This is a genomic window from Marixanthomonas sp. SCSIO 43207 (assembly GCF_019904255.1).
Classification (GTDB): Bacteria; Bacteroidota; Bacteroidia; order Flavobacteriales; family Flavobacteriaceae; genus Marixanthomonas.
This window is the reverse complement of record NZ_CP063203.1, coordinates 1,952,930-1,972,621: the sequence shown is the minus strand read 5'-3', so window position 1 is coordinate 1,972,621 and position 19,692 is coordinate 1,952,930. Positions and strand designations below refer to the sequence as shown.

General features: G+C 35.0%; 15 protein-coding genes. 11 read left to right on the top strand and 4 right to left on the bottom strand.

Annotated features, from left to right (window positions below; translation table 11 throughout):
* The first annotated feature begins 1 nt into the window (after position 1).
* From INR76_RS09245 to INR76_RS09215, 7 genes are all read left to right on the top strand, one after another.
* A complete protein-coding gene (locus tag INR76_RS09245) occupies positions 2-2,410 on the top strand; it encodes a 3-hydroxyacyl-CoA dehydrogenase/enoyl-CoA hydratase family protein (protein WP_223107619.1) in 2,409 nt (802 codons plus the stop codon).
* Positions 2,411-2,476: 66 nt separating this feature from the next.
* Complete coding sequence (locus tag INR76_RS09240) at positions 2,477-3,667, top strand: acetyl-CoA C-acyltransferase (RefSeq protein ID WP_223107618.1); 1,191 nt, start codon at positions 2,477-2,479, stop codon at positions 3,665-3,667.
* Between the two features lie 81 nt (positions 3,668-3,748).
* The gene (locus tag INR76_RS09235) at positions 3,749-5,554 is read left to right on the top strand and encodes an acyl-CoA dehydrogenase family protein (protein WP_223107617.1); all 1,806 of its coding nucleotides are present in this window, start codon (positions 3,749-3,751) and stop codon (positions 5,552-5,554) included.
* Between the two features lie 110 nt (positions 5,555-5,664).
* On the top strand, positions 5,665-6,531 hold the full coding sequence (locus tag INR76_RS09230) for a hypothetical protein (protein WP_223107616.1): 867 nt from the start codon (positions 5,665-5,667) through the stop codon (positions 6,529-6,531).
* Between the two features lie 54 nt (positions 6,532-6,585).
* Entirely contained in the window at positions 6,586-7,917 is a 1,332-nt protein-coding gene (locus INR76_RS09225) for a M28 family peptidase (RefSeq protein ID WP_223107615.1), read from the top strand.
* A 10-nt stretch (positions 7,918-7,927) separates the two neighbouring features.
* Positions 7,928-9,553 carry a M1 family metallopeptidase gene (locus INR76_RS09220; RefSeq protein WP_223107614.1) on the top strand — a complete coding sequence of 542 codons (1,626 nt, stop codon included), beginning with the start codon at positions 7,928-7,930 and terminating at the stop codon, positions 9,551-9,553.
* Complete coding sequence (locus INR76_RS09215; protein ID WP_223107612.1) at positions 9,553-10,125, top strand: YdeI family protein; 573 nt, start codon at positions 9,553-9,555, stop codon at positions 10,123-10,125. The genes INR76_RS09220 and INR76_RS09215 overlap by 1 nt, the downstream gene beginning before the upstream one ends.
* A gap of 3 nt (positions 10,126-10,128) precedes the next feature.
* Here INR76_RS09215 and INR76_RS09210 read toward each other — a convergent pair whose 3' ends face one another.
* On the bottom strand, positions 10,129-11,340 hold the full coding sequence (locus INR76_RS09210; protein WP_223107611.1) for a TlpA disulfide reductase family protein: 1,212 nt from the start codon (positions 11,338-11,340) through the stop codon (positions 10,129-10,131).
* A gap of 96 nt (positions 11,341-11,436) precedes the next feature.
* On the opposite strand from INR76_RS09210, the gene pheT reads away from it, so the two are divergent.
* Positions 11,437-13,863, top strand: a complete 2,427-nt coding sequence (gene pheT, locus INR76_RS09205) for a phenylalanine--tRNA ligase subunit beta (RefSeq protein ID WP_223107610.1) — start codon at positions 11,437-11,439, stop codon at positions 13,861-13,863.
* 77 nt (positions 13,864-13,940) lie between these two features.
* Here pheT and INR76_RS09200 read toward each other — a convergent pair whose 3' ends face one another.
* Positions 13,941-14,516: a fasciclin domain-containing protein gene (locus INR76_RS09200; RefSeq protein WP_223107609.1), complete on the bottom strand. Its 576-nt coding sequence runs from the start codon at positions 14,514-14,516 to the stop codon at positions 13,941-13,943.
* 186 nt (positions 14,517-14,702) lie between these two features.
* Between INR76_RS09200 and INR76_RS09195 the strand changes: the two genes are divergently transcribed.
* A complete protein-coding gene (locus INR76_RS09195) occupies positions 14,703-15,419 on the top strand; it encodes a hypothetical protein (RefSeq protein ID WP_223107608.1) in 717 nt (238 codons plus the stop codon).
* Between the two features lie 5 nt (positions 15,420-15,424).
* Entirely contained in the window at positions 15,425-15,673 is a 249-nt protein-coding gene (locus INR76_RS09190; protein WP_223107606.1) for a putative signal transducing protein, read from the top strand.
* Between the two features lie 59 nt (positions 15,674-15,732).
* Here INR76_RS09190 and INR76_RS09185 read toward each other — a convergent pair whose 3' ends face one another.
* Complete coding sequence (locus INR76_RS09185; protein ID WP_223107605.1) at positions 15,733-17,358, bottom strand: ABC-F family ATP-binding cassette domain-containing protein; 1,626 nt, start codon at positions 17,356-17,358, stop codon at positions 15,733-15,735.
* A gap of 150 nt (positions 17,359-17,508) precedes the next feature.
* On the opposite strand from INR76_RS09185, the gene INR76_RS09180 reads away from it, so the two are divergent.
* Positions 17,509-18,903 carry a peroxiredoxin family protein gene (locus tag INR76_RS09180; protein ID WP_223107604.1) on the top strand — a complete coding sequence of 465 codons (1,395 nt, stop codon included), beginning with the start codon at positions 17,509-17,511 and terminating at the stop codon, positions 18,901-18,903.
* Between the two features lie 61 nt (positions 18,904-18,964).
* On the opposite strand, the gene fsa is transcribed toward INR76_RS09180, so the two are convergent.
* Entirely contained in the window at positions 18,965-19,618 is a 654-nt protein-coding gene (fsa, locus tag INR76_RS09175; RefSeq protein ID WP_223107603.1) for a fructose-6-phosphate aldolase, read from the bottom strand.
* Positions 19,619-19,692: the final 74 nt, after the last annotated feature.

Genomic DNA, 19,692 nt, shown 5'->3' with positions numbered 1-19,692 from the left:
TATGTCAAAAAGAAGAATCAACAAAGTAGCCGTTATAGGTTCCGGAATTATGGGAAGCGGCATTGCCTGTCACTTTGCCAATATTGGCGCAGAGGTATTGCTACTTGACATTGTTCCGCGTGAGCTTACTGATAAAGAAAAAAAGAAAGGTTTAACCCTTGATGACAAGCAAGTGCGTAACAGGATAGTAAATCAATCACTTCAAGACGCGATTAAAAGTAAGCCTGCTCCACTCTATCATAAAGATTTTGCTAATAGAATAACAACAGGAAACCTTGAAGATGACATTTCAAAAGTTTCTGATGTAGATTGGATTATTGAAGTTGTAGTTGAAAGACTTGATATTAAAAAACAAGTGTTTGAAAACCTTGAAAAACATAGAAAAGAAGGAACACTTATCACCTCAAATACATCTGGAATTCCAATTCATATGATGAGTGAAGGCAGAAGCGAAGATTTTCAAAAACATTTCTGCGGAACACACTTTTTTAATCCGCCACGCTATTTAGAGCTTTTTGAAATCATCCCAGGACCAAAAACCGATCAAGAGGTTCTTGATTTCTTAAATGAATACGGAGAAAAATTCCTTGGAAAAACATCAATCGTTGCCAAAGATACGCCTGCTTTTATAGGTAACCGAATTGGAATATTTGGTATTCAAAGTTTATTCCACCAAGTAAAAGAAATGGGATTAACTGTTGAAGAGGTTGATAAATTAACCGGACCGGTAATTGGTCGCCCAAAATCTGCTACATTCCGTACGGTAGACGTAGTTGGTCTTGACACCCTAGTTCACGTAGCAAACGGTATCCATAAAAATGTACCAGATGATGAAGAACACGACATTTTTGAATTGCCTAATTTCATCAATACAATGATGGAAAAAGAATGGTTGGGTAGCAAAAGCGGCCAAGGGTTTTATAAAAAAATTAAAAAAGAAGACGGTAGTAGCGAGATTTTAACGCTAGACCTAGAGTCAATGGAATATCGCGATAAAAAACGCGCTTCTTTTGACACCCTGAAAAAAACCAAAGACATAGACGTTGTTGCAGACCGTTTTGAGGTATTAATCAACGGAGACGATAAAGCCGGTGAGTTTTACCGAAAAAACTTCGGAGCTATGTTTGCGTATGTATCTAAGCGTATTCCTGAAATCACAGATGAACTTTACAAAATTGACGATGCGATGAAAGCCGGATTTGGCTGGGAACACGGTCCATTTGAAATTTGGGATGCTATTGGGGTAAAAAAAGGAATCGAACTTATAAAAGATTTAGGCAAAGAACCTGCTGCTTGGGTAAACGAAATGATTGAAACCGGAGTAGACAGCTTTTATGACGTAAGAGAAGGAAACACCTATTACTACGGAATCCCTGAAAAAACTCACATTAAAATTCCAGGACAAGAATCTTACATTCTGCTAGATAACATTAGAGAAAGCAAAGAAGTTTTTAAAAACAAAGGTGTTGTTGTAGAAGACCTTGGTGATGGAATTTTAAATGTAGAATTCCGAAGTAAAATGAACAGTGTTGGTGGAGATGTACTTGCAGGAATTAACAAAGCAATTGATATTGCCGAAAAAAGTTATGACGGGCTTGTAATTGCCAATGAAGGGAAAAATTTCTCGGTTGGTGCCAATGTAGGAATGATTTTTATGATGGCTGTTGAACAAGAATATGACGAATTAAATGCAGCCGTTAAATATTTCCAAGACACGTGTATGAGACTTCGTTACTCTTCAATTCCAACTGTTGTAGCGCCCCACGGAATGACATTAGGCGGTGGTTGTGAGATGACGTTACACGCAGATCGCGTAGTCGCTTCAGCAGAAAGCTATATTGGGTTGGTTGAGTTTGGTGTTGGTGTTATTCCAGGCGGTGGTGGCTCTAAAGAAATGACCGTTCGAGCTCAAGATTTATTTGAAAAAGGAGACGTCGAGCTTAATACACTTAGAGAGCATTTCCTAACTATAGGAATGGCAAAAGTTTCTACATCAGCTTATGAAGCATTTGATACCAACATCTTAAAACCCGGTAAAGATATTATCATTGTTAACAAGAACAGAAGAATCAAAGAAGCCAAAAAAGTTGCTTTGATGATGGCAGAACAAGGGTATACAAGACCGATTGAAAGAACCGATATTAAGGTTTTAGGTAAGCAAGCTCTAGGTGCATTTTTAGTAGGTACAGACCAAATGCAAGCTGGTAATTACATTAGTGAACACGATAAGAAGATTGCTAATAAACTTGCTTGGGTAATGGCAGGAGGTGACTTGAGCGAACCTCAACAAGTAAGTGAACAATACCTTCTAGACTTAGAACGAGAGGCTTTCTTAAGTCTTTGCGGTGAACGTAAAACTTTGGAAAGGTTGCAACATATGATTCAGAAAAATAAGCCATTGAGAAATTAGATTATTAGATAATAGACTTTTATAAAGTTTAATAAGCTAAAAATCCAATAAACAAAATTTAAAAATATGAAAACAGCATATATAGTAAAAGCATATAGAACAGCCGTAGGAAAAGCACCTAGAGGATTGTTTCGTTTCAAAAGACCAGATGAACTCGCTGCAGAAACCATTCAATATATGATGAATGAACTTCCGCAACTTGATAAAAAACGTATTGATGATGTAATCGTTGGTAATGCAATGCCCGAAGCCGAACAAGGTTTAAATATGGGACGTTTAATTTCATTAATGGGATTAAAAATTGAAGACATCCCAGGTGTAACAGTTAATAGATATTGTGCATCAGGTGTTGAAACCATTGCAATGGCATCTGCAAAAATACAAAGTGGTATGGCAGATTGTATCATTGCAGGTGGTGCTGAGAGTATGAGCTACATACCTATGGGAGGATACAAACCCGTACCAGATTATAAACTAGCCAAAGAAGGTCATGAAGATTATTATTGGGGAATGGGACTAACGGCAGAAGCTGTTGCTAATGAGTATAATGTTTCTCGTGAAGACCAAGACGAGTTTGCATATAACAGCCATATGAAAGCATTAAAAGCCCAAGATGAAAACCGCTTTCAAGAACAAATAGTTCCTATTGAGGTTGAAGAAACTTTTGTAAATGATTCTGGTAAAAAAGAAACCAAAACATACACTGTAAACAAAGACGAAGGTCCAAGAAAAGGTACCAACAAAGAGGTACTCGCAAAACTACGCCCAGTATTTGCCGAGGGCGGCAGTGTAACAGCAGGTAATTCTTCACAAATGAGTGATGGCGCTGCTTTTGTTATGGTTATGAGTGAAGAAATGGTGAAAGAATTAAACCTAGAACCTATCGCACGTATGGTAAATTATGCTGCTGTAGGTGTAGAACCAAGAATTATGGGTATTGGTCCTGTAAAAGCAATTCCTAAAGCTTTGGATCAAGCTGGGATGAAGCTAGATCAAATAGACTTAGTTGAGCTTAATGAAGCCTTTGCTTCGCAATCGCTAGCAGTAATTAGAAAAACAGGCCTTAATGATGAAATAGTAAATGTTAACGGTGGTGCAATCGCTTTAGGTCACCCACTTGGATGTACCGGAGCAAAACTATCTGTACAACTATTTGACGAGATGAGAAAGCGCAACATGCAAGGCAAATATGGTATGGTTACCATGTGTGTAGGTACAGGACAAGGTGCCGCCGGAATATATGAATTTTTAAATTAAAGAGTATTGAAATATAAGTAAGAAGTAGTGAAGTAAAATTAATGCTATGCTTCTTACTAACTACTAAAATCTAAGAAAAAAATGAGTACAACAGCTGACAATAATGATTTGCTTCGTGGCGGACAGTTTCTAATAAAAGAAACAAGTGCTAGTGATGTTTTCACTCCAGAAGACTTCTCTGAAGAACAGAAAATGATGCGCGATTCGGTAAAAGAATTTGTAGATCGTGAAATCTGGCCAAAAAAAGAAGAATTTGAAAAAAAGAATTATGATCTCACAGAGGAGGTTATGCGTAAAGCCGGTGAAATGGGACTTTTGGGCGTAGCTGTCCCTGAAGAATATGACGGATTGGGAATGGGGTTTGTCACCACAATGCTCGTTTGTGATTACATTTCAGGTGCTACAGGTTCTGTGGCTACGGCTTTTGGAGCACATACCGGTATTGGTACCATGCCAATAACGCTTTATGGAACCGAAGAGCAAAAGAAAAAATACGTTCCAAAATTAGCTACCGGCGAATGGTTTGGAGCCTATTGTCTTACCGAACCGGGAGCAGGAAGTGATGCAAATAGTGGAAAAACAAAAGCTGTACTTTCAGAAGATAAAAAACATTACATCATAAATGGGCAAAAAATGTGGATCTCTAATGCAGGATTTGCAGATTTATTCATTGTTTTTGCGCGCATTGAAGACGATAAATACATTACAGGATTTATAGTAGAAAATGATTCTGAAAATGGAATTACCTTTGGCGAAGAGGAGAAAAAGTTAGGTATTCACTCCTCCTCCACTCGACAAGTATTTTTCAATGATACTAAAGTTCCTGTTGAAAACATGCTTTCAGAAAGAGGCAACGGATTTAAAATTGCGATGAATGCCTTGAATGTAGGACGAATTAAATTGGCCGCAGCGAGTCTAGATGCACAACGTCGAGTAATTGACCAAGCAACTAAATACGCTAACGATCGAGTTCAGTTTAAAACTCCAATTGCTAAGTTTGGCGCCATTAAGTCAAAATTGGCCGAAATGGCAACGTCTGCCTTTGCCGGTGAGAGTGCGAGCTACCGTGCTGGTAAAAATATTGAGGAACGTATAGCTCTTCGTATGGAAGCCGGAAACAGCCATCAAGAAGCCGAACTTAAAAGTGTAGAAGAATATGCTATAGAATGCTCAATCTTAAAAGTAGCAGTTTCTGAAGATATTCAAAACTGTGCTGATGAAGGAATTCAGATTTTTGGTGGAATGGGCTTTAGTGCTGATACCCCAATGGAATCTGCTTGGCGTGATGCTCGTATCGCTCGTATTTATGAAGGTACAAATGAAATTAACCGTATGCTTGCAGTAGGTATGTTGGTTAAAAAAGCAATGAAAGGTCACGTAGATTTATTAGGGCCTGCACAAGCAGTTGGTGAAGAGTTAATGGGCATTCCTTCATTTGATACACCAGATTATTCTGATATACTTTCCGAAGAAAAAGAAATGGTTCAGAAATTGAAAAAAGTATTTTTAATGGTAGCCGGTAGCGCTGTTAAAAAATACGGTCCAGAACTAGAAGAACATCAACAACTATTAATGGCTTCTGCTGATATTTTAATAGAAATCTATATGGCAGAAAGTGCTATTTTACGTGCTGAAAAGAATCATAAACGTGATCACGTTAATGCCGAATATCAAGTAGCAATGGCACAATTGTATTTATACCACGCAGTTGAAATCGTGAATCAAAAAGCAAAAGAAGGAATTATTTCATTTTCTGAAGGTGATGAGCAAAAAGCAATGTTAATGGGACTTAAACGTTGGACAAAGTACCAAAACTTTCCAAATATTGTTCAATTAAGAAACAAAATTGCTGAAAAAGTTACTTCAGAAAACACATACCCTTTTTAGTATTTTACACTATAATCAGTAAAAAAAACCACTCCTTTTTTGAGTGGTTTTTTTATGTTTATACTCTTCTGGCTTAAAGTTTGCTATTTTTAAAGAAAATTCAAGATTTCATGAAAAATATAATTGCTTTATTTCTATTAGTTTTTAGTTGTCACGCATACACTCAAACCAACACAGATGTTTATGTTATGAATATTGAAAAATCTTACTCAGGCCTGGAGGTTTATGGGTTTAAAAATATTTCAAATAATTCAGGATATGACAACCAGCCTTCTTTTGTAAATAATAATACCATCCTTTTTGCCGGAAATAATACAAATCAAACTGATATTGCTTTATATTTAATAGATTCAGAAGAAAAACAATTTTTCAACTCTCCTACAGATGGTGGCGAATATTCACCAATACAAATACCTAATTCTGAAAATGTAGCAGCAGTGCGCTTAGACCCAGATGGTAAACAGCGTTTATACACTTACACAAAGGATGGAAAAAATAAAGAAACCATTGCCAACCTTCAAGTTGCTTATTATGCTTTTAAAGATAAGAACACACTGTTAGCTTCAGTGTTAGCAGTTGATGGTTTAGATTTGGTACTAGCCAATCTGCAGTCACAAAAAGTAGATACTTTAAAGCAAAATGCCGGTCGCTCGATACATAAAGTTCCCGGTACTCAAAAAACGATGAGTTACACTTATTTAAATGAAGATGACAATTATGACGTGTATCAATTAAATGTTGAAACTATGGAAAGTTATTTTGTAACCGAATTACCCATAGGTATTCAAGATCACATTTGGCTGAATGATTCTAAAATATTAATAGGAAGCGGCTCAAAATTATTCACTTATGATCTTTTTGGTCCCGGAGAATGGAAAGAAGTTGCAAACCTTTCAGAATACAACATTACAAACATTACAAGATTGGCAGTGAGCCCAGACGGAAAAAAACTCGCTATTGTAGCAGAACCGAAATAAATATAAGCTTGTTGTACGGTTAAGTTTTCAGTACTTTTATAGAAATTTCACTTTATGAAAAAACTACTTCTCCTTTTCAGCTTATGTATTAGTTGCACTTTAATTTCTCAAACCAACGCTCGCATTTATGATATCATTCAAGATGTTTCGGCAGCACGCATTGAAGCAGATATTACAACCTTAGCTGGTTTTGGCACTCGGCACACCTTGAGTGATACCGTTTCACACACACGCGGAATTGGAGCTGCTCGCCGATGGATAAAATCTAGTTTTGATAAAATATCAAAAAACTGTGATAATTGTTTAGATGTGTTTTATCAAAAAAACTTTGTAAAAAAAGGAGACAATGACCGCATTGTCAAAGATGTTTGGATTAACAATGTGGTGGCTATTCAAAAAGGCACAAAATATCCTAATCGTTACATTATTATGAGTGGTGATATTGATAGCCGCGTAACTGATGCAAATAATTTTACAGATGACTCACCTGGCGCCAATGATAATGCCAGTGGTATGGCTGGTACAATAGAAGCAGCTCGAGTTCTTTCAAAATATAGCTTTGAAAGCAGCATTGTGTATGTAGGATTAAGCGGAGAAGAGCAAGGATTATACGGCGGAAAAGGATTGGCTGAATATGCTCAAAAAAATAATTGGGAAATCATTGGCGTATTGAATAATGATATGATTGGAAATATTAAAGGCGTCAACGGTGTGGTAAGCAATCGAGATTTCAGAATTTTTTCTGAACCCGTTCCTCCAACCGAAACTGAAAGAGAACGTCGTGCTAGACGATTTTACGGTGGCGAAGTGGATGGAATTTCAAGACAATTAGCACGATATATTCATAAAACCACCAAAACCTATATGCCTGAGATGAACCCAATGATGGTGTATCGATTAGATCGATTTGGTCGTGGTGGCCATCACAAACCGTTTAATGATATAGGTTTTCCAGGGGTTAGAATTATGGAAGCACACGAAAATTATACACAGCAGCATCAAGATATACGTACAGAAAATGGTATTGAATACGGTGACAAGTTAAAGTTTGTAAACTTTGACTATGCTGCAAAATTAACTGTCGTTAACGCCATAAATTTGGCAAGTTTGGCTTGGGCGCCGCCAGCACCAAAAAATGTAGCTATTGGCGGAATTGTAGAGCCTTCTGCAAAACTAAAATGGAATACGGTTGAAGGCGCAGTTGGTTATAAAATATATTGGCGTGACACTACTTCTCCTACATGGGATCATAGCAGGTTTGTAGGTGATGTTTCAGAATACACACTAAACGGTATCGTGATTGACAACTATTTTTTTGGAGTAGCAGCCGTAGATGAGAACGGTTTTGAAAGTGTTGTGGTTTTTCCAAATTCAATTTTTAGATAATAAATAATATATGATTAAAAATATTCTCCCTTACATCTTCCTTTTTATAGGAGTCATCTCTTTTGCACAAGAATTTACGCATCAAGATACTTTACGCGGTAGCATTACTCCAGAACGTGCCTGGTGGGATTTAAAGCATTATGATCTAGATGTAGAAGTTATTCCTTCAGAAAAAACCATTAAAGGAACCAATACAGTTACCTATACGGTTTTAAAGAAAAATGATGTGATGCAAATTGATTTGCAACCTCCTATGAAACTTGAAAAAGCCATTCAAGACAATAAGGAACTATCAATTAAAAATGATGGAAATGCTCATTTTATAAAACTTCAGAAAAAGCAAAAACAAGGAAAAGTTTACAAGCTTACTCTTTATTTTTCTGGAAAACCACAAGAGGCTAAAAATGCACCTTGGGATGGAGGTTTCTCTTGGAAAAAAGATAAAAATGATACACCCTTTATTGCTACTTCAAATCAAGGAATTGGTGCCAGTATCTGGTGGCCTAATAAAGACCACGCGTATGATGAACCAGATAATGGTGTTGACTTAGCCATTACCGTTCCTTCAAGTCTAGTAGCCGTTGGTAACGGTCATTTACAGAAAACAGATGATAACGGTGCTACAAAAACGTGGCATTGGAAAGTGGTAAACCCTATTAACAACTACGGTGTTAATATTAATATTGGGGATTATGTTAACTTTTCAGAAACCTACAAAGGTGAAAAAGGAGAACTCGATATGGATTATTGGGTATTGAGTTATAATTTGGAAAAAGCCAAAGAGCAATTTAAACAAGCACCAAAAATGATGGAAGCTTTTGAACATTGGTTTGGCCCCTACCCTTTTTACGAAGACAGTTTTAAGCTAGTTGAAGTACCGTATTTAGGAATGGAACACCAAAGCAGTGTTACCTACGGGAACAAATATAAAAATGGGTATTTAGGTCGTGATTTGAGTGGTTCTGGTTGGGGAATGAAGTTCGATTTTATCATTATTCACGAAGCCGGTCACGAATGGTTCGCTAATAATATTACAAATATTGATGTGGCCGATATGTGGATTCACGAAGGCTTTACCAATTATTCTGAAAGTTTATACGTTGATTATCACTTTGGTAAAGAAGCCGCTTCAGAGTATGTTGTTGGACTTCGCAGAAGTATACAAAACGACCGTCCTATTATTGGTACGTACAACGTACAACACGAAGGAAGCAGTGATATGTATAATAAAGGCGGAAACATTTTACACACACTTCGTCAATTGGTTGAAGATGATAGTAAATGGCGTAGTATTTTAAGAGGGCTTAACAAAGAGTTTTATCATCAAACTGTTTCTTCAAAACAAGTAGAAGAATATATTAGTGAAAAAACTGGTATTGACCTTACTGAGTTTTGGAACCAATATTTACGTACCGTAAAAATTCCGAAAGTAGAATATAAAATTGATGAGAATGAACTTCAGTTTCGTTATGTAAATAGTATTGAGAATTTTGATATGCCTGTAATTGCTATTATAAATGGAAATGAAGAATGGATCTACCCAACTTCGGAATGGAAAACGAAAGGGTTTTCTAAGGCTATTGAGTCTGTTTCAATAAAAAAGGACTTCTACGTAGAAAGTAAACAAGTAAAGTAATGGTGGAGCGGCCAGAATTATATTTCCCGAGAGATGTAGAGTGGCGTGAATGGCTAGAAAAAAATCATTTAAAATATCCTCAAGGCGTTTATTTAATATTTCATAAAGTAGAAGCAAAAACACCTTCTATGCGATGGGAAGAAGCTGTAAAAGTTGCTCTTTGCTATGGCTGGATAGATAGCACCGTAAAAAGTTTGGGCGATGGTAAACGAAAACAGTATTTCTGTAAACGCAACCCAAAAAGTACTTGGAGTGCACTGAATAAAAAATATATTTCAGAATTACAGCAAGAAGGTTTACTACACAGTAGCGGTATAAAAGTTATTGAACATGCTAAAAAAAGTGGTAAATGGACTGAAATGGATCACGTTGAAAATCTAATCATTCCCAATGATTTACAAGAAGCATTTAAATCAAGCCCACAAGCATTTGAAAACTATCAAAATTTTGCTCCTAGTTATCGTAAAAGTTACTTGAGCTGGTTGCATAACGCTAAACGAGAAACCACTCGTAAAAAAAGAATTGAAGAAATCATCTCTCTTTGTAAAAGCAATATAAAATCTCGTTCGTGATTTTTATTCGTTCGCTAACATTTCAGTAAAAGATTCAAACTCTTTTTTGAAAACCTCATACTTATCTCCGGTTGCAGGTCCTGAAAAGCCGGTATGAATTTTTCTCACATTTCCTGTTTTATCAATAAAAATGGTGGTTGGATATGATAAAATTGTATTTAGCATGGGCAGTTTATCATTTGCCGTTTGTTTATTGTTTGAACCATATTGAGCCAATAAAATAGGATACGGTACTCCAACCCCTTGTTGAAACTTGGTAATACTTTGCCAAGCTTTTTCTTTTGAAGGAGCATATTCAAATGCTAATGAAACTATCTCAACATTTTCAGGTTTATCATCATAATAATTGGTTAAGTATCTTGTTTCATCTAAGCAGTTGGGACACCAAGTTCCCATAATTTGCACAATAACCACTTTATTTTTGAATCTTTTATCTTTTAACGAAATAGTGTCCCCTTTTACATTTGGAAAAGAGAAAGCAAGTGAATCATACCCTTTTTTTAAAAATGTAAGAGAGTCTGCTTTGGGTAGTTGGTAATCATTATTACGTTTTGCTTTAAAAGGTTCTTTCCAATGATTTCCGCTATAAAACATTCCCTGAAGCATACTATCATTTTGAGTAACTTTTGCTTCAAAAAGGAAAGCGTGAGCACCATCAAAAGTAGACAGCTTTAATGAATCATCTTCTATAACTCCGTCTAGATAACGGTAATCGCCGGTAGTTGTTAAAAAGGTTCCGGTTACTCTATTTCCTTTTTGTTCAAAAACTCCTTTTGCTACATATTTGTCTGTTGCATTGTTAGGGCTAAAAACCGTTTCCCAATTACCTGTAACAATAGAACTAGGAGCTGCATTTACATTAAATCTTGCCTGACGTCCGTGAGTAATAACTATAGGAACTTGTCTGTCTAAATTTTCTTGAATAAAATTTCCTATAATACTATCTTGAGTAAACCTTCCTTCAATTACCCCTTCAAAAACGGGATGTGAAATAAAAATTGAATCTCCTTTAAATGATACATCTTTAATATCTATTCGTTCTTCTGCATTAATAACAACAAACGTGCTATCTTCTTTATATTCAAGTAAAAAAGGGATTTCTTTTTCATCATCCAGTTGTAAAACAGCCCTCCAAGGACCCGGTTTGGGTTTGGTGCTTTCTTGAGAGCAAGATAGCATTACAACCGCAATTATAAGTAGCCATAGATATTTCATATGTAGAATTTTAAAATCTTTAGACTGAAAGTATCAAAATTACTTACAAAAAACGAGGTAAATGCTATCTTTGCAATTCGTTTAGAATTTTTTGTAATGAAGATATCGTACAACTGGCTTAAACAATTTATAGATCTGGATTGGACTCCAGAAAAAACAGCTGAACTTTTAACCGACTTAGGGCTGGAAGTAGAAGGAATTGAAAAATTCAGTTCTGTTCCGGGAGGATTAGAAGGTATTGTTGTGGGCCACGTAACCGAATGTATACAGCACCCAAATGCAGATCGCTTAAAATTGACAAAAGTTGATTTAGGAAATGGAGAACCCGTACAAATAGTGTGCGGCGCTCCCAATGTAGCAATGGGTCAAAAAGTTCCTGTAGCAACCATAGGAACCACATTATACACTGCCGAAGGTGAACCTTGGAAAATAAAAAAGGGAAAAATTCGTGGTGAAGTAAGCATGGGAATGATCTGTGCCGAAGACGAACTTGGCCTAGGTCAAAGTCACGATGGCATCATGGTGCTAGATGAAAAACTAGCTCCCGGAAAATTGGTTAGCGATCTTTTTGAAGTAGAAAATGATATAGTTTTTGAAATTGGATTAACTCCCAACCGTGCAGACGCAATGAGCCACTGGGGAGTTGCCAGAGATTTACGTGCAGGTTTACTTCAGCAAAACATTTCTTTAGAATTAATCACACCATCTACAAGCAGTTTTCATGTAGACAATCGCACTTTAAAGATAGATGTAGATGTAAAAAACCTAGAAAAAGCACCACGTTATTGCGGTGTTACTATAAGCGGCCTTAAAGTTGACCAATCCCCTACTTGGTTACAAAATAGATTACAAGCTATAGGCATTACGCCTATAAATAATGTGGTAGATATAACCAATTATGTTTGTCATGATTTGGGCCAACCGCTTCACGCATTTGATGCTGCAAAAATTAACGGAAGTGAAATAAATGTAAAAACACTTCCATCTGGTACAAAGTTTACAACACTAGATGAAGTTGAACGAGAGTTACACGAAGACGATTTAATGATTTGTGATGCTGAAGGACCTATGTGTATAGCTGGTGTTTTTGGCGGAAGTAACAGTGGTGTCACCGAAACTACAACTAGTATCTTTCTTGAAAGCGCATATTTTGACCCGGTAAGCGTTCGTAAAACTGCAAAAAAACATGGTTTAAATACCGATGCGTCTTTCCGTTTTGAAAGAGGAATAGATCCCAACACCTGTAAATATGCAATGTTGAGAGCAGCTATTTTAATTCAAGAAATTGCAGGAGGTGAAATTACCAGCGAAATAGTTGATATCTATCCCAAGAAAATTGAAGACCATCAAGTTTATTTAAATTTTGAAAATGCAGCCAAATTAATAGGTGAAGAAATAGCTCCAGAAACAATCAAGGACATTCTTACATCACTTGAAATGAAAATTAATAGTGTTACCGAAAGCGGCATTGGAATGATAATTCCTGCATACCGAAATGATGTAACACGAGAGGCAGATGTTATAGAAGAAATTTTACGCGTTTATGGATACAACAACATCAATTTTACTGAAAAGCTAAATGCTTCTATAGCCATTACACAACCTGTAGAAGATTATAAAGTGCAAAATAAAGTAGGTGACCATCTTACCGCGTTAGGTTTTCACGAAATGATGGCAAACTCACTTACAAATCCAGACTTTGTTAACCTTTCTGAAGCTTTAAAAACTGAGTATAATGTAACTATGCTCAATCCGTTAAGCAACGACCTTTCTGTCTTGAGACAATCTATGCTATTTGGAAATCTAGAAGCGCTCTCTTACAACAGTAATAGACGCATGCAAAACGTAAAGCTTTTTGAGTTTGGAAAAACCTATCATAATTTTTCTGAAGCTAGAACTGAAAAGAAACACTTATCCATTTTAATTTCTGGAGAAAAAACAGAAGATAATTGGGCAGTCTCTACAGAGCAAACATCATTTTTCTATGGAAAAGGTATTGTTTTATCAATATTAGAAAGACTAGGGCTTTTTAATTATGCTGAAAAAGAAACCAAAAATGATATTTTTTCTGAAGCAATTTCTATTTCAGTAAAGAAAAAACAACTGGTAGAGTTTGGGATTATTAAGAAAAAACTTGCCAAAACCTTTGATGTAGAAGCAGAAGTATTTTACGCAGATTTTGATTGGGATCAAGTATTAGAAACCATTTCAAGGAAAAAATTTCATGTACGACCTGTTCCTAAATACCCGAAAGTAAAACGAGATTTAGCTTTACTTCTAGATGAAACAGTTTCTTTTAAAGAACTTAAAGAAGCCGCTTTACAAACAGAGAAAAAGCTATTAAAAGAGATAAGCCTTTTTGATGTATATACGGGTAAAAACCTTCCGGAAGGGAAAAAATCCTACGCATTAAGTTTTACTCTGCAAGATGAGAATAAAACTTTGACAGATAAACAGATTGATAAAATAATGAAAAAGTTACAGCAGCGTTTTGAAAAAGACTTTGGTGCAACACTTCGATAGTAATATTAATAAAAAAGGCGACTATACTAGTCGCCTTTTTTTGATTGTTATTAACCAAACAACAATCCATTATAAAATTATTTTGGAAGCACAACAGAATCGATAACGTGAATCACACCGTTTGATTGGCTCACATTTGCAATTGTAACTTTTGCCATACCGCCGTTTTCATCTTTTAAGATTACATTTTTTCCTTTCATCATAGCCATTAATTTCCCACCACTCACTGTTTTAAAAGTAGCTTGTCCATTACCTTTTTTGATAGCCTTTACAATATCTGCTGCTTTTATATCACCAGGTACTACGTGATAGGTAAGTATGGTTTGTAATTTCTTTTTGTTTTCTGGCTTTAATAAAGTTGAAACTGTTCCTTCAGGAAGTTTATCAAAAGCTTTATTTGTAGGTGCAAAAACTGTAAATGGCCCATCACCTTGTAATGTTTCTACCAATCCAGCAGCTTTTACAGCAGCAACCAATGTGGTATGGTCTTTTGAGTTTACAGCATTTTCTACAATATTTTTTGTAGGATACATAGCAGCTCCCCCAACCATTATTGTTTTATCTTTCATTTTTTTATCTTGTGCAAAAGATGTACTTGTACCAGCAATTAATGTAACTACCAATACTGCAATAAGTGTTTTAAATTTGTTCATAATTGTGTTTTTTTAATTTTTGTTTATGTACTTATATAAACGAAACCCCTTCTACCACGGTTTTGTAGTAGTACCAATTTTGGCTTTACTTTAACACTCTTTTTCTACGATGCAGGTGATTGTCTTAATGTTAAATAGTTGTTTTCCTTTTATTTATCTTTTATTTTTATAGAAAAAGAAATTGAAATGCTTACAAAGACCAACATTGAAGAAAAGCTGGAGAAGACAAGGAATAAGCGAATTTCTGAAAAAGATATATTAAAAGAAGTTGAGCAAATTTTTTCTGAAACAGATATACAACGTGCTGCTATTAAACAAAAACTAAAAAGTAATAGTGACAAAGCAGCTAGCTCTATTGATTTAAAATCATTAGACAGCTATAAAATATATCACATAAAAGATATTCAAAAAATATGTGTGGACTATCGGCTTCGATTTTTAGATTCAAAATACTTTAAAGGTGAGATTCCTGAAGAAGCAGTGAGCAAAATTCGTGAACTTGAAAACAAACATCAAACATCTTTGCATACCTTTAAAATTATTGCTCCTGCAAAACTTTTAAAACTTGAAAATGCTGATGACCCACTTTTATTCACCCCTTTAGGAAATGATTATTATTACTTGATTCATAAATGGGGGAATGATTTGCACCCATTAAGAAAAACCTTAATGTGGCCTTACAAAACTTTGGAAAACCTAGTTATAACTATATTTTTTATAAGTTTAATGTTAACTGCCATCACCCCTATTCATCTATTTTCAACAGGGCCAACAGAACAAGAATATATTTTACTTTTCTTGTTTATGCTAAAGGCTGTTGGTGGCATGGTTATCTATTATGGTTTTGCTAAGGGTAAAAATTTTAATTCAGCAATTTGGAATAGTAAATATTATAATGCATAAAATATATGAGTAATAATCCAGAAGAAACAACTCGAATTTATACGGGCCCGGCTATGTTAGCACAGGCATTAAAATCTAGGCTTAACGATATAAAAATTGAACCCATAATTAAAGACGATCATCAAAGTGGTATTGTTAGTGGGTTTGCACAAGGCATCCCAGGACAAGTACGAGTATTTATTAGAAAAGATCAATTATCTGATGCTCAGTCTGTAATCGATTTATTTTTTGAAGATATTAAAGAGGAAAAATAATAAAAGTAGTTTTTTAAATACTACTAAAAAAAATCCCGCCAGTTGGCGGGATTTTTTTATTAAGCTTCTACAGCATACATTTTGTCACGCTGTTCTTTTAGCTTTTTATCATTCATATACTCATCAAAGGTAGCATACCGATCAATCACACCGTTTGGTGTCAATTCAATCACACGATTACCAACGGTTTGTGCAAACTCGTGGTCGTGAGTAGTTAACATAACAGTTCCTTTAAAATTCTTTAAAGAATTGTTGAACGCAGTAATAGATTCAAGGTCTAAGTGGTTTGTAGGCTCATCAAGCATTAATACATTAGCCCGCATCATCATCATTCGGCTTAACATACAACGTACTTTTTCACCTCCAGACAGTACATTTGATTTTTTCAATGCTTCTTCTCCACTAAATAGCATTTTCCCTAAAAATCCACGAATATAAACTTCTTCACGTTCTTCTTCAGTTTTGGCATATTGACGCAACCAATCTACCAATGATAAGTCATTTTTAAAAAAAGCTTCATTATCTAGTGGTAAATAACTTTGTAAGGTTGTAACTCCCCATTTATAGTCGCCAGAATCTGCCTCTTGATTGCCATTTATAATTTCATAAAAAGCTGTGGTAGCTCTTGAATCTCTAGAATATAACACAACCTTATCACCTTTTGCCAAGTTAATATGTACATCTTTAAAAAGTGTTTCACCATCTAAGGATGCAGATAATTTATCAACTTGTAAAATTTGATCACCGGCTTCACGCTCACGTTCAAAAATAATTGCAGGATACCTTCTACTTGAAGGCTTAATGGTATCAACATTTAATTTTTCAAGCATCTTTTTACGAGAAGTTGCTTGTTTAGACTTCGCAACGTTTGCACTAAAGCGTTGAATAAATTCTTGTAATTCTTTACGTTTTTCTTCGGCCTTCTTGTTTTGTTGAGCACGTTGACGCATAGCCAATTGGCTACTTTCATACCAGAAAGTATAGTTTCCGCTGTAATGTGTTATTTTTCCGAAGTCAATATCACTTATATGAGTACAAACTGCATCTAGAAAGTGACGGTCGTGAGATACCACAATGACACAATTATCATAATTTGCTAAGAAATTTTCAAGCCAAGTTATTGTCTCATAATCTAAGTCGTTAGTTGGCTCATCCATAATCAATACATCAGGATTACCAAATAATGCTTGAGCCAACAAAACACGTACTTTTTGTTTACCGTCAAGGTCGCTCATCATAGAATAATGCAAGCTTTCATCAATTCCTAAGTTTGAAAGCATTGCTGCAGCATCACTATCTGCATTCCACCCATTCATTTCTTCAAAGGTTACTTGTAACTCTCCAATTTTTTCGGCGTTTTCATCAGTATAATCTGCATAAAGCTTGTCTATTTGAGTTTTGATTTCAAATAAAGGCTTGTTACCTCTTATTACAGTTTCAAGCACAGAATAGTCATCATATGCGTTGTGGTTTTGTTCTAAAACAGACATACGCTTTTCTGGCTCTAAATGAACATGACCAGACGTTGGTTCTTGTTTGCCCGATAGGATTTTTAAAAATGTAGATTTCCCCGCACCATTGGCGCCTATAATTCCGTAGCAGTTACCTTGTACAAACTGTGTGCTTACTTCGTCAAACAAAACACGCTTGCCAAATTGAACTGATAAATTTGAAACTGAAAGCATTCTCTTTTCCTTTTTAAAATTTTGCGCAAAAGTAGTGAATAACCTTCGGTTGAAGAAACATTAACGTTTTATTATTGCTTTTAACGTGTAGTTAACAGTTTGCACATTGATGGACTTATACATTTGTTTAAATTGTAAATCTCTTTTTTTGTGAAGGCAAAGTTACTTTTACTTCTACTATTGATAACGGTTTTAGCGTGTAATGACACAAATGACACCTCTTCAAAAGCTACCTGGTTGAGTGGTGAAATTGTCAATCCCAAAAGCGATTTTGTTTATATTACTCAAAATAATAAAATACTAGATACGGTAAAGTTAAATTCAAACAACTACTTTTCTTACCAAATTAAGGACGCCAAAAAAGGTATTTACTTCTTTAACCATAACGAATATCAAGCAGTTTATGTTGAACCCGGCGACAGTATTTTGTTAAGAGTAAACACCATGGAGTTTGATGAATCACTTTCTTTTTCTGGAAGAGGTGGTAACCAAAATAACTTATTGATGAAGTTTTTTCTTCTTAATGAAGATGAAGCTCCATTACTTGCCAAGTATAATCAATTACCACCAAAAGAGTATGAAACCAAAATAGATTCGTTAAAAAAAGGATGGGAGGCTATTTATAAAAATTACTTAGACAGAAACAACCCTTCTGATACATTTAAAAAAGTAGCCCAAGCAAATATTGAGTATATATACAATATGAGAAAAGAGTTATATACTTCGGCTCATTTGTCTATTTATGAAGAAAATGAATATCCTAAAGGCTTTTTTGACTACCGTAAATCTTTAAACTACGGAAGTGAGTTGCTTCGTACTTTTTACCCTTATTACCGCTTTTTAAATTACTATACAGACAATCTAGCTCACAACAAAATAGAAGGTTCAAAACGTTTTAATAGAACATCATTTAGCCATAATCTAGAAAAAATTAAAATTCTAGATAGTATAATCACAAATGACTCATTAAAAAACGATCTTTTGAAATATAACGTAAGACGTTACCTTTTAAATGCCAAAAATGCTGAAGAAGAAAAACAAATAGTTGAAGTTTTTAATTCACTTAATACAAACCCTAATCATAAAGCTAAAATCAACAAACTGGCATCTGCTACAATTAAACTTACACCAAATCATACCATTCCAGATTTAATTTTGGTTACCACCGATAATACTTTAAAAAATTTACAAGGGATTATAACCAAACCTTCGGTAATCTATTTTTGGTCTATGAAATCTAATAAGCACTATAAGAATGTGCATCAAAAAGTAGCAGAACTGAAATCTAAGTATCCCGAATACAATTATATAGGAATAAACACCGATACACACTTTAAAAAGTGGCGTAATATTGTTAACCAATTAGGTTACAATCCAGCTAATGAATACCAATTTGAAGACATTGATGAAGCCGAAAAAAAACTAGTATTAAATTCTGTCCATAAAACGTTAATTGTTGATAAAAATGGTAAGATACTTGAAGGAAACACCAATCTACTCGATCAAAATATTGAAGAATTATTACTAGGCTACCTTAATAAATAAAGCCTTTTTCAAAAAACTGAAAAAGGCCTTTTATAAGATCAATTAAAAAGTATAGTATTTTTTAGTTTCCTTTTTTATAATCTGCCAAAAACTTTTCGAGACCAATATCTGTAAGTGGGTGTTTTAAAAGCCCCTCAATTGAAGATAAAGGTCCGGTCATTACATCTGCACCTATTTTTGCGCATTCAAGAACATGCATAGTATGTCGCACAGAAGCAGCCAATATTTCTGTGTCAAAACCGTAGTTATCATAAATAAGACGTATTTCAGCAATAAGGTTTAACCCATCAGTTGATATGTCATCCAATCGTCCAATAAAAGGTGATACATAGGTAGCCCCTGCTTTTGCAGCCAATAAAGCCTGTCCCGCAGAAAATACCAAAGTACAATTAGTTCTTATTCCTTTATCGGTAAAATATTTGATAGCTTTGATGCCTTCTTTAATCATGGGTACCTTAACAACAATCTGTTCGTGAAGGTCTGCCAACTGTTCTCCTTCTTTTACTATACCCTCAAAATCTGTAGCAATCACTTCTGCAGAAACATCACCATCTACAATATTGCAGATATCTACATAATGTTTTAAAATATTATTACGCCCGGTGATTCCTTCTTTGGCCATCAACGAAGGGTTGGTAGTTACACCGTCAAGAACACCCAAATCTTGTGCTTCACGTATTTGATCTAAGTTTGCAGTATCAATAAAGAATTTCATAATAAACAGTTTTCGGTTATGATTGTTACAAAAGTAACGAAGATTACCACTGTTTAAAACTGAAAATGAAAAAA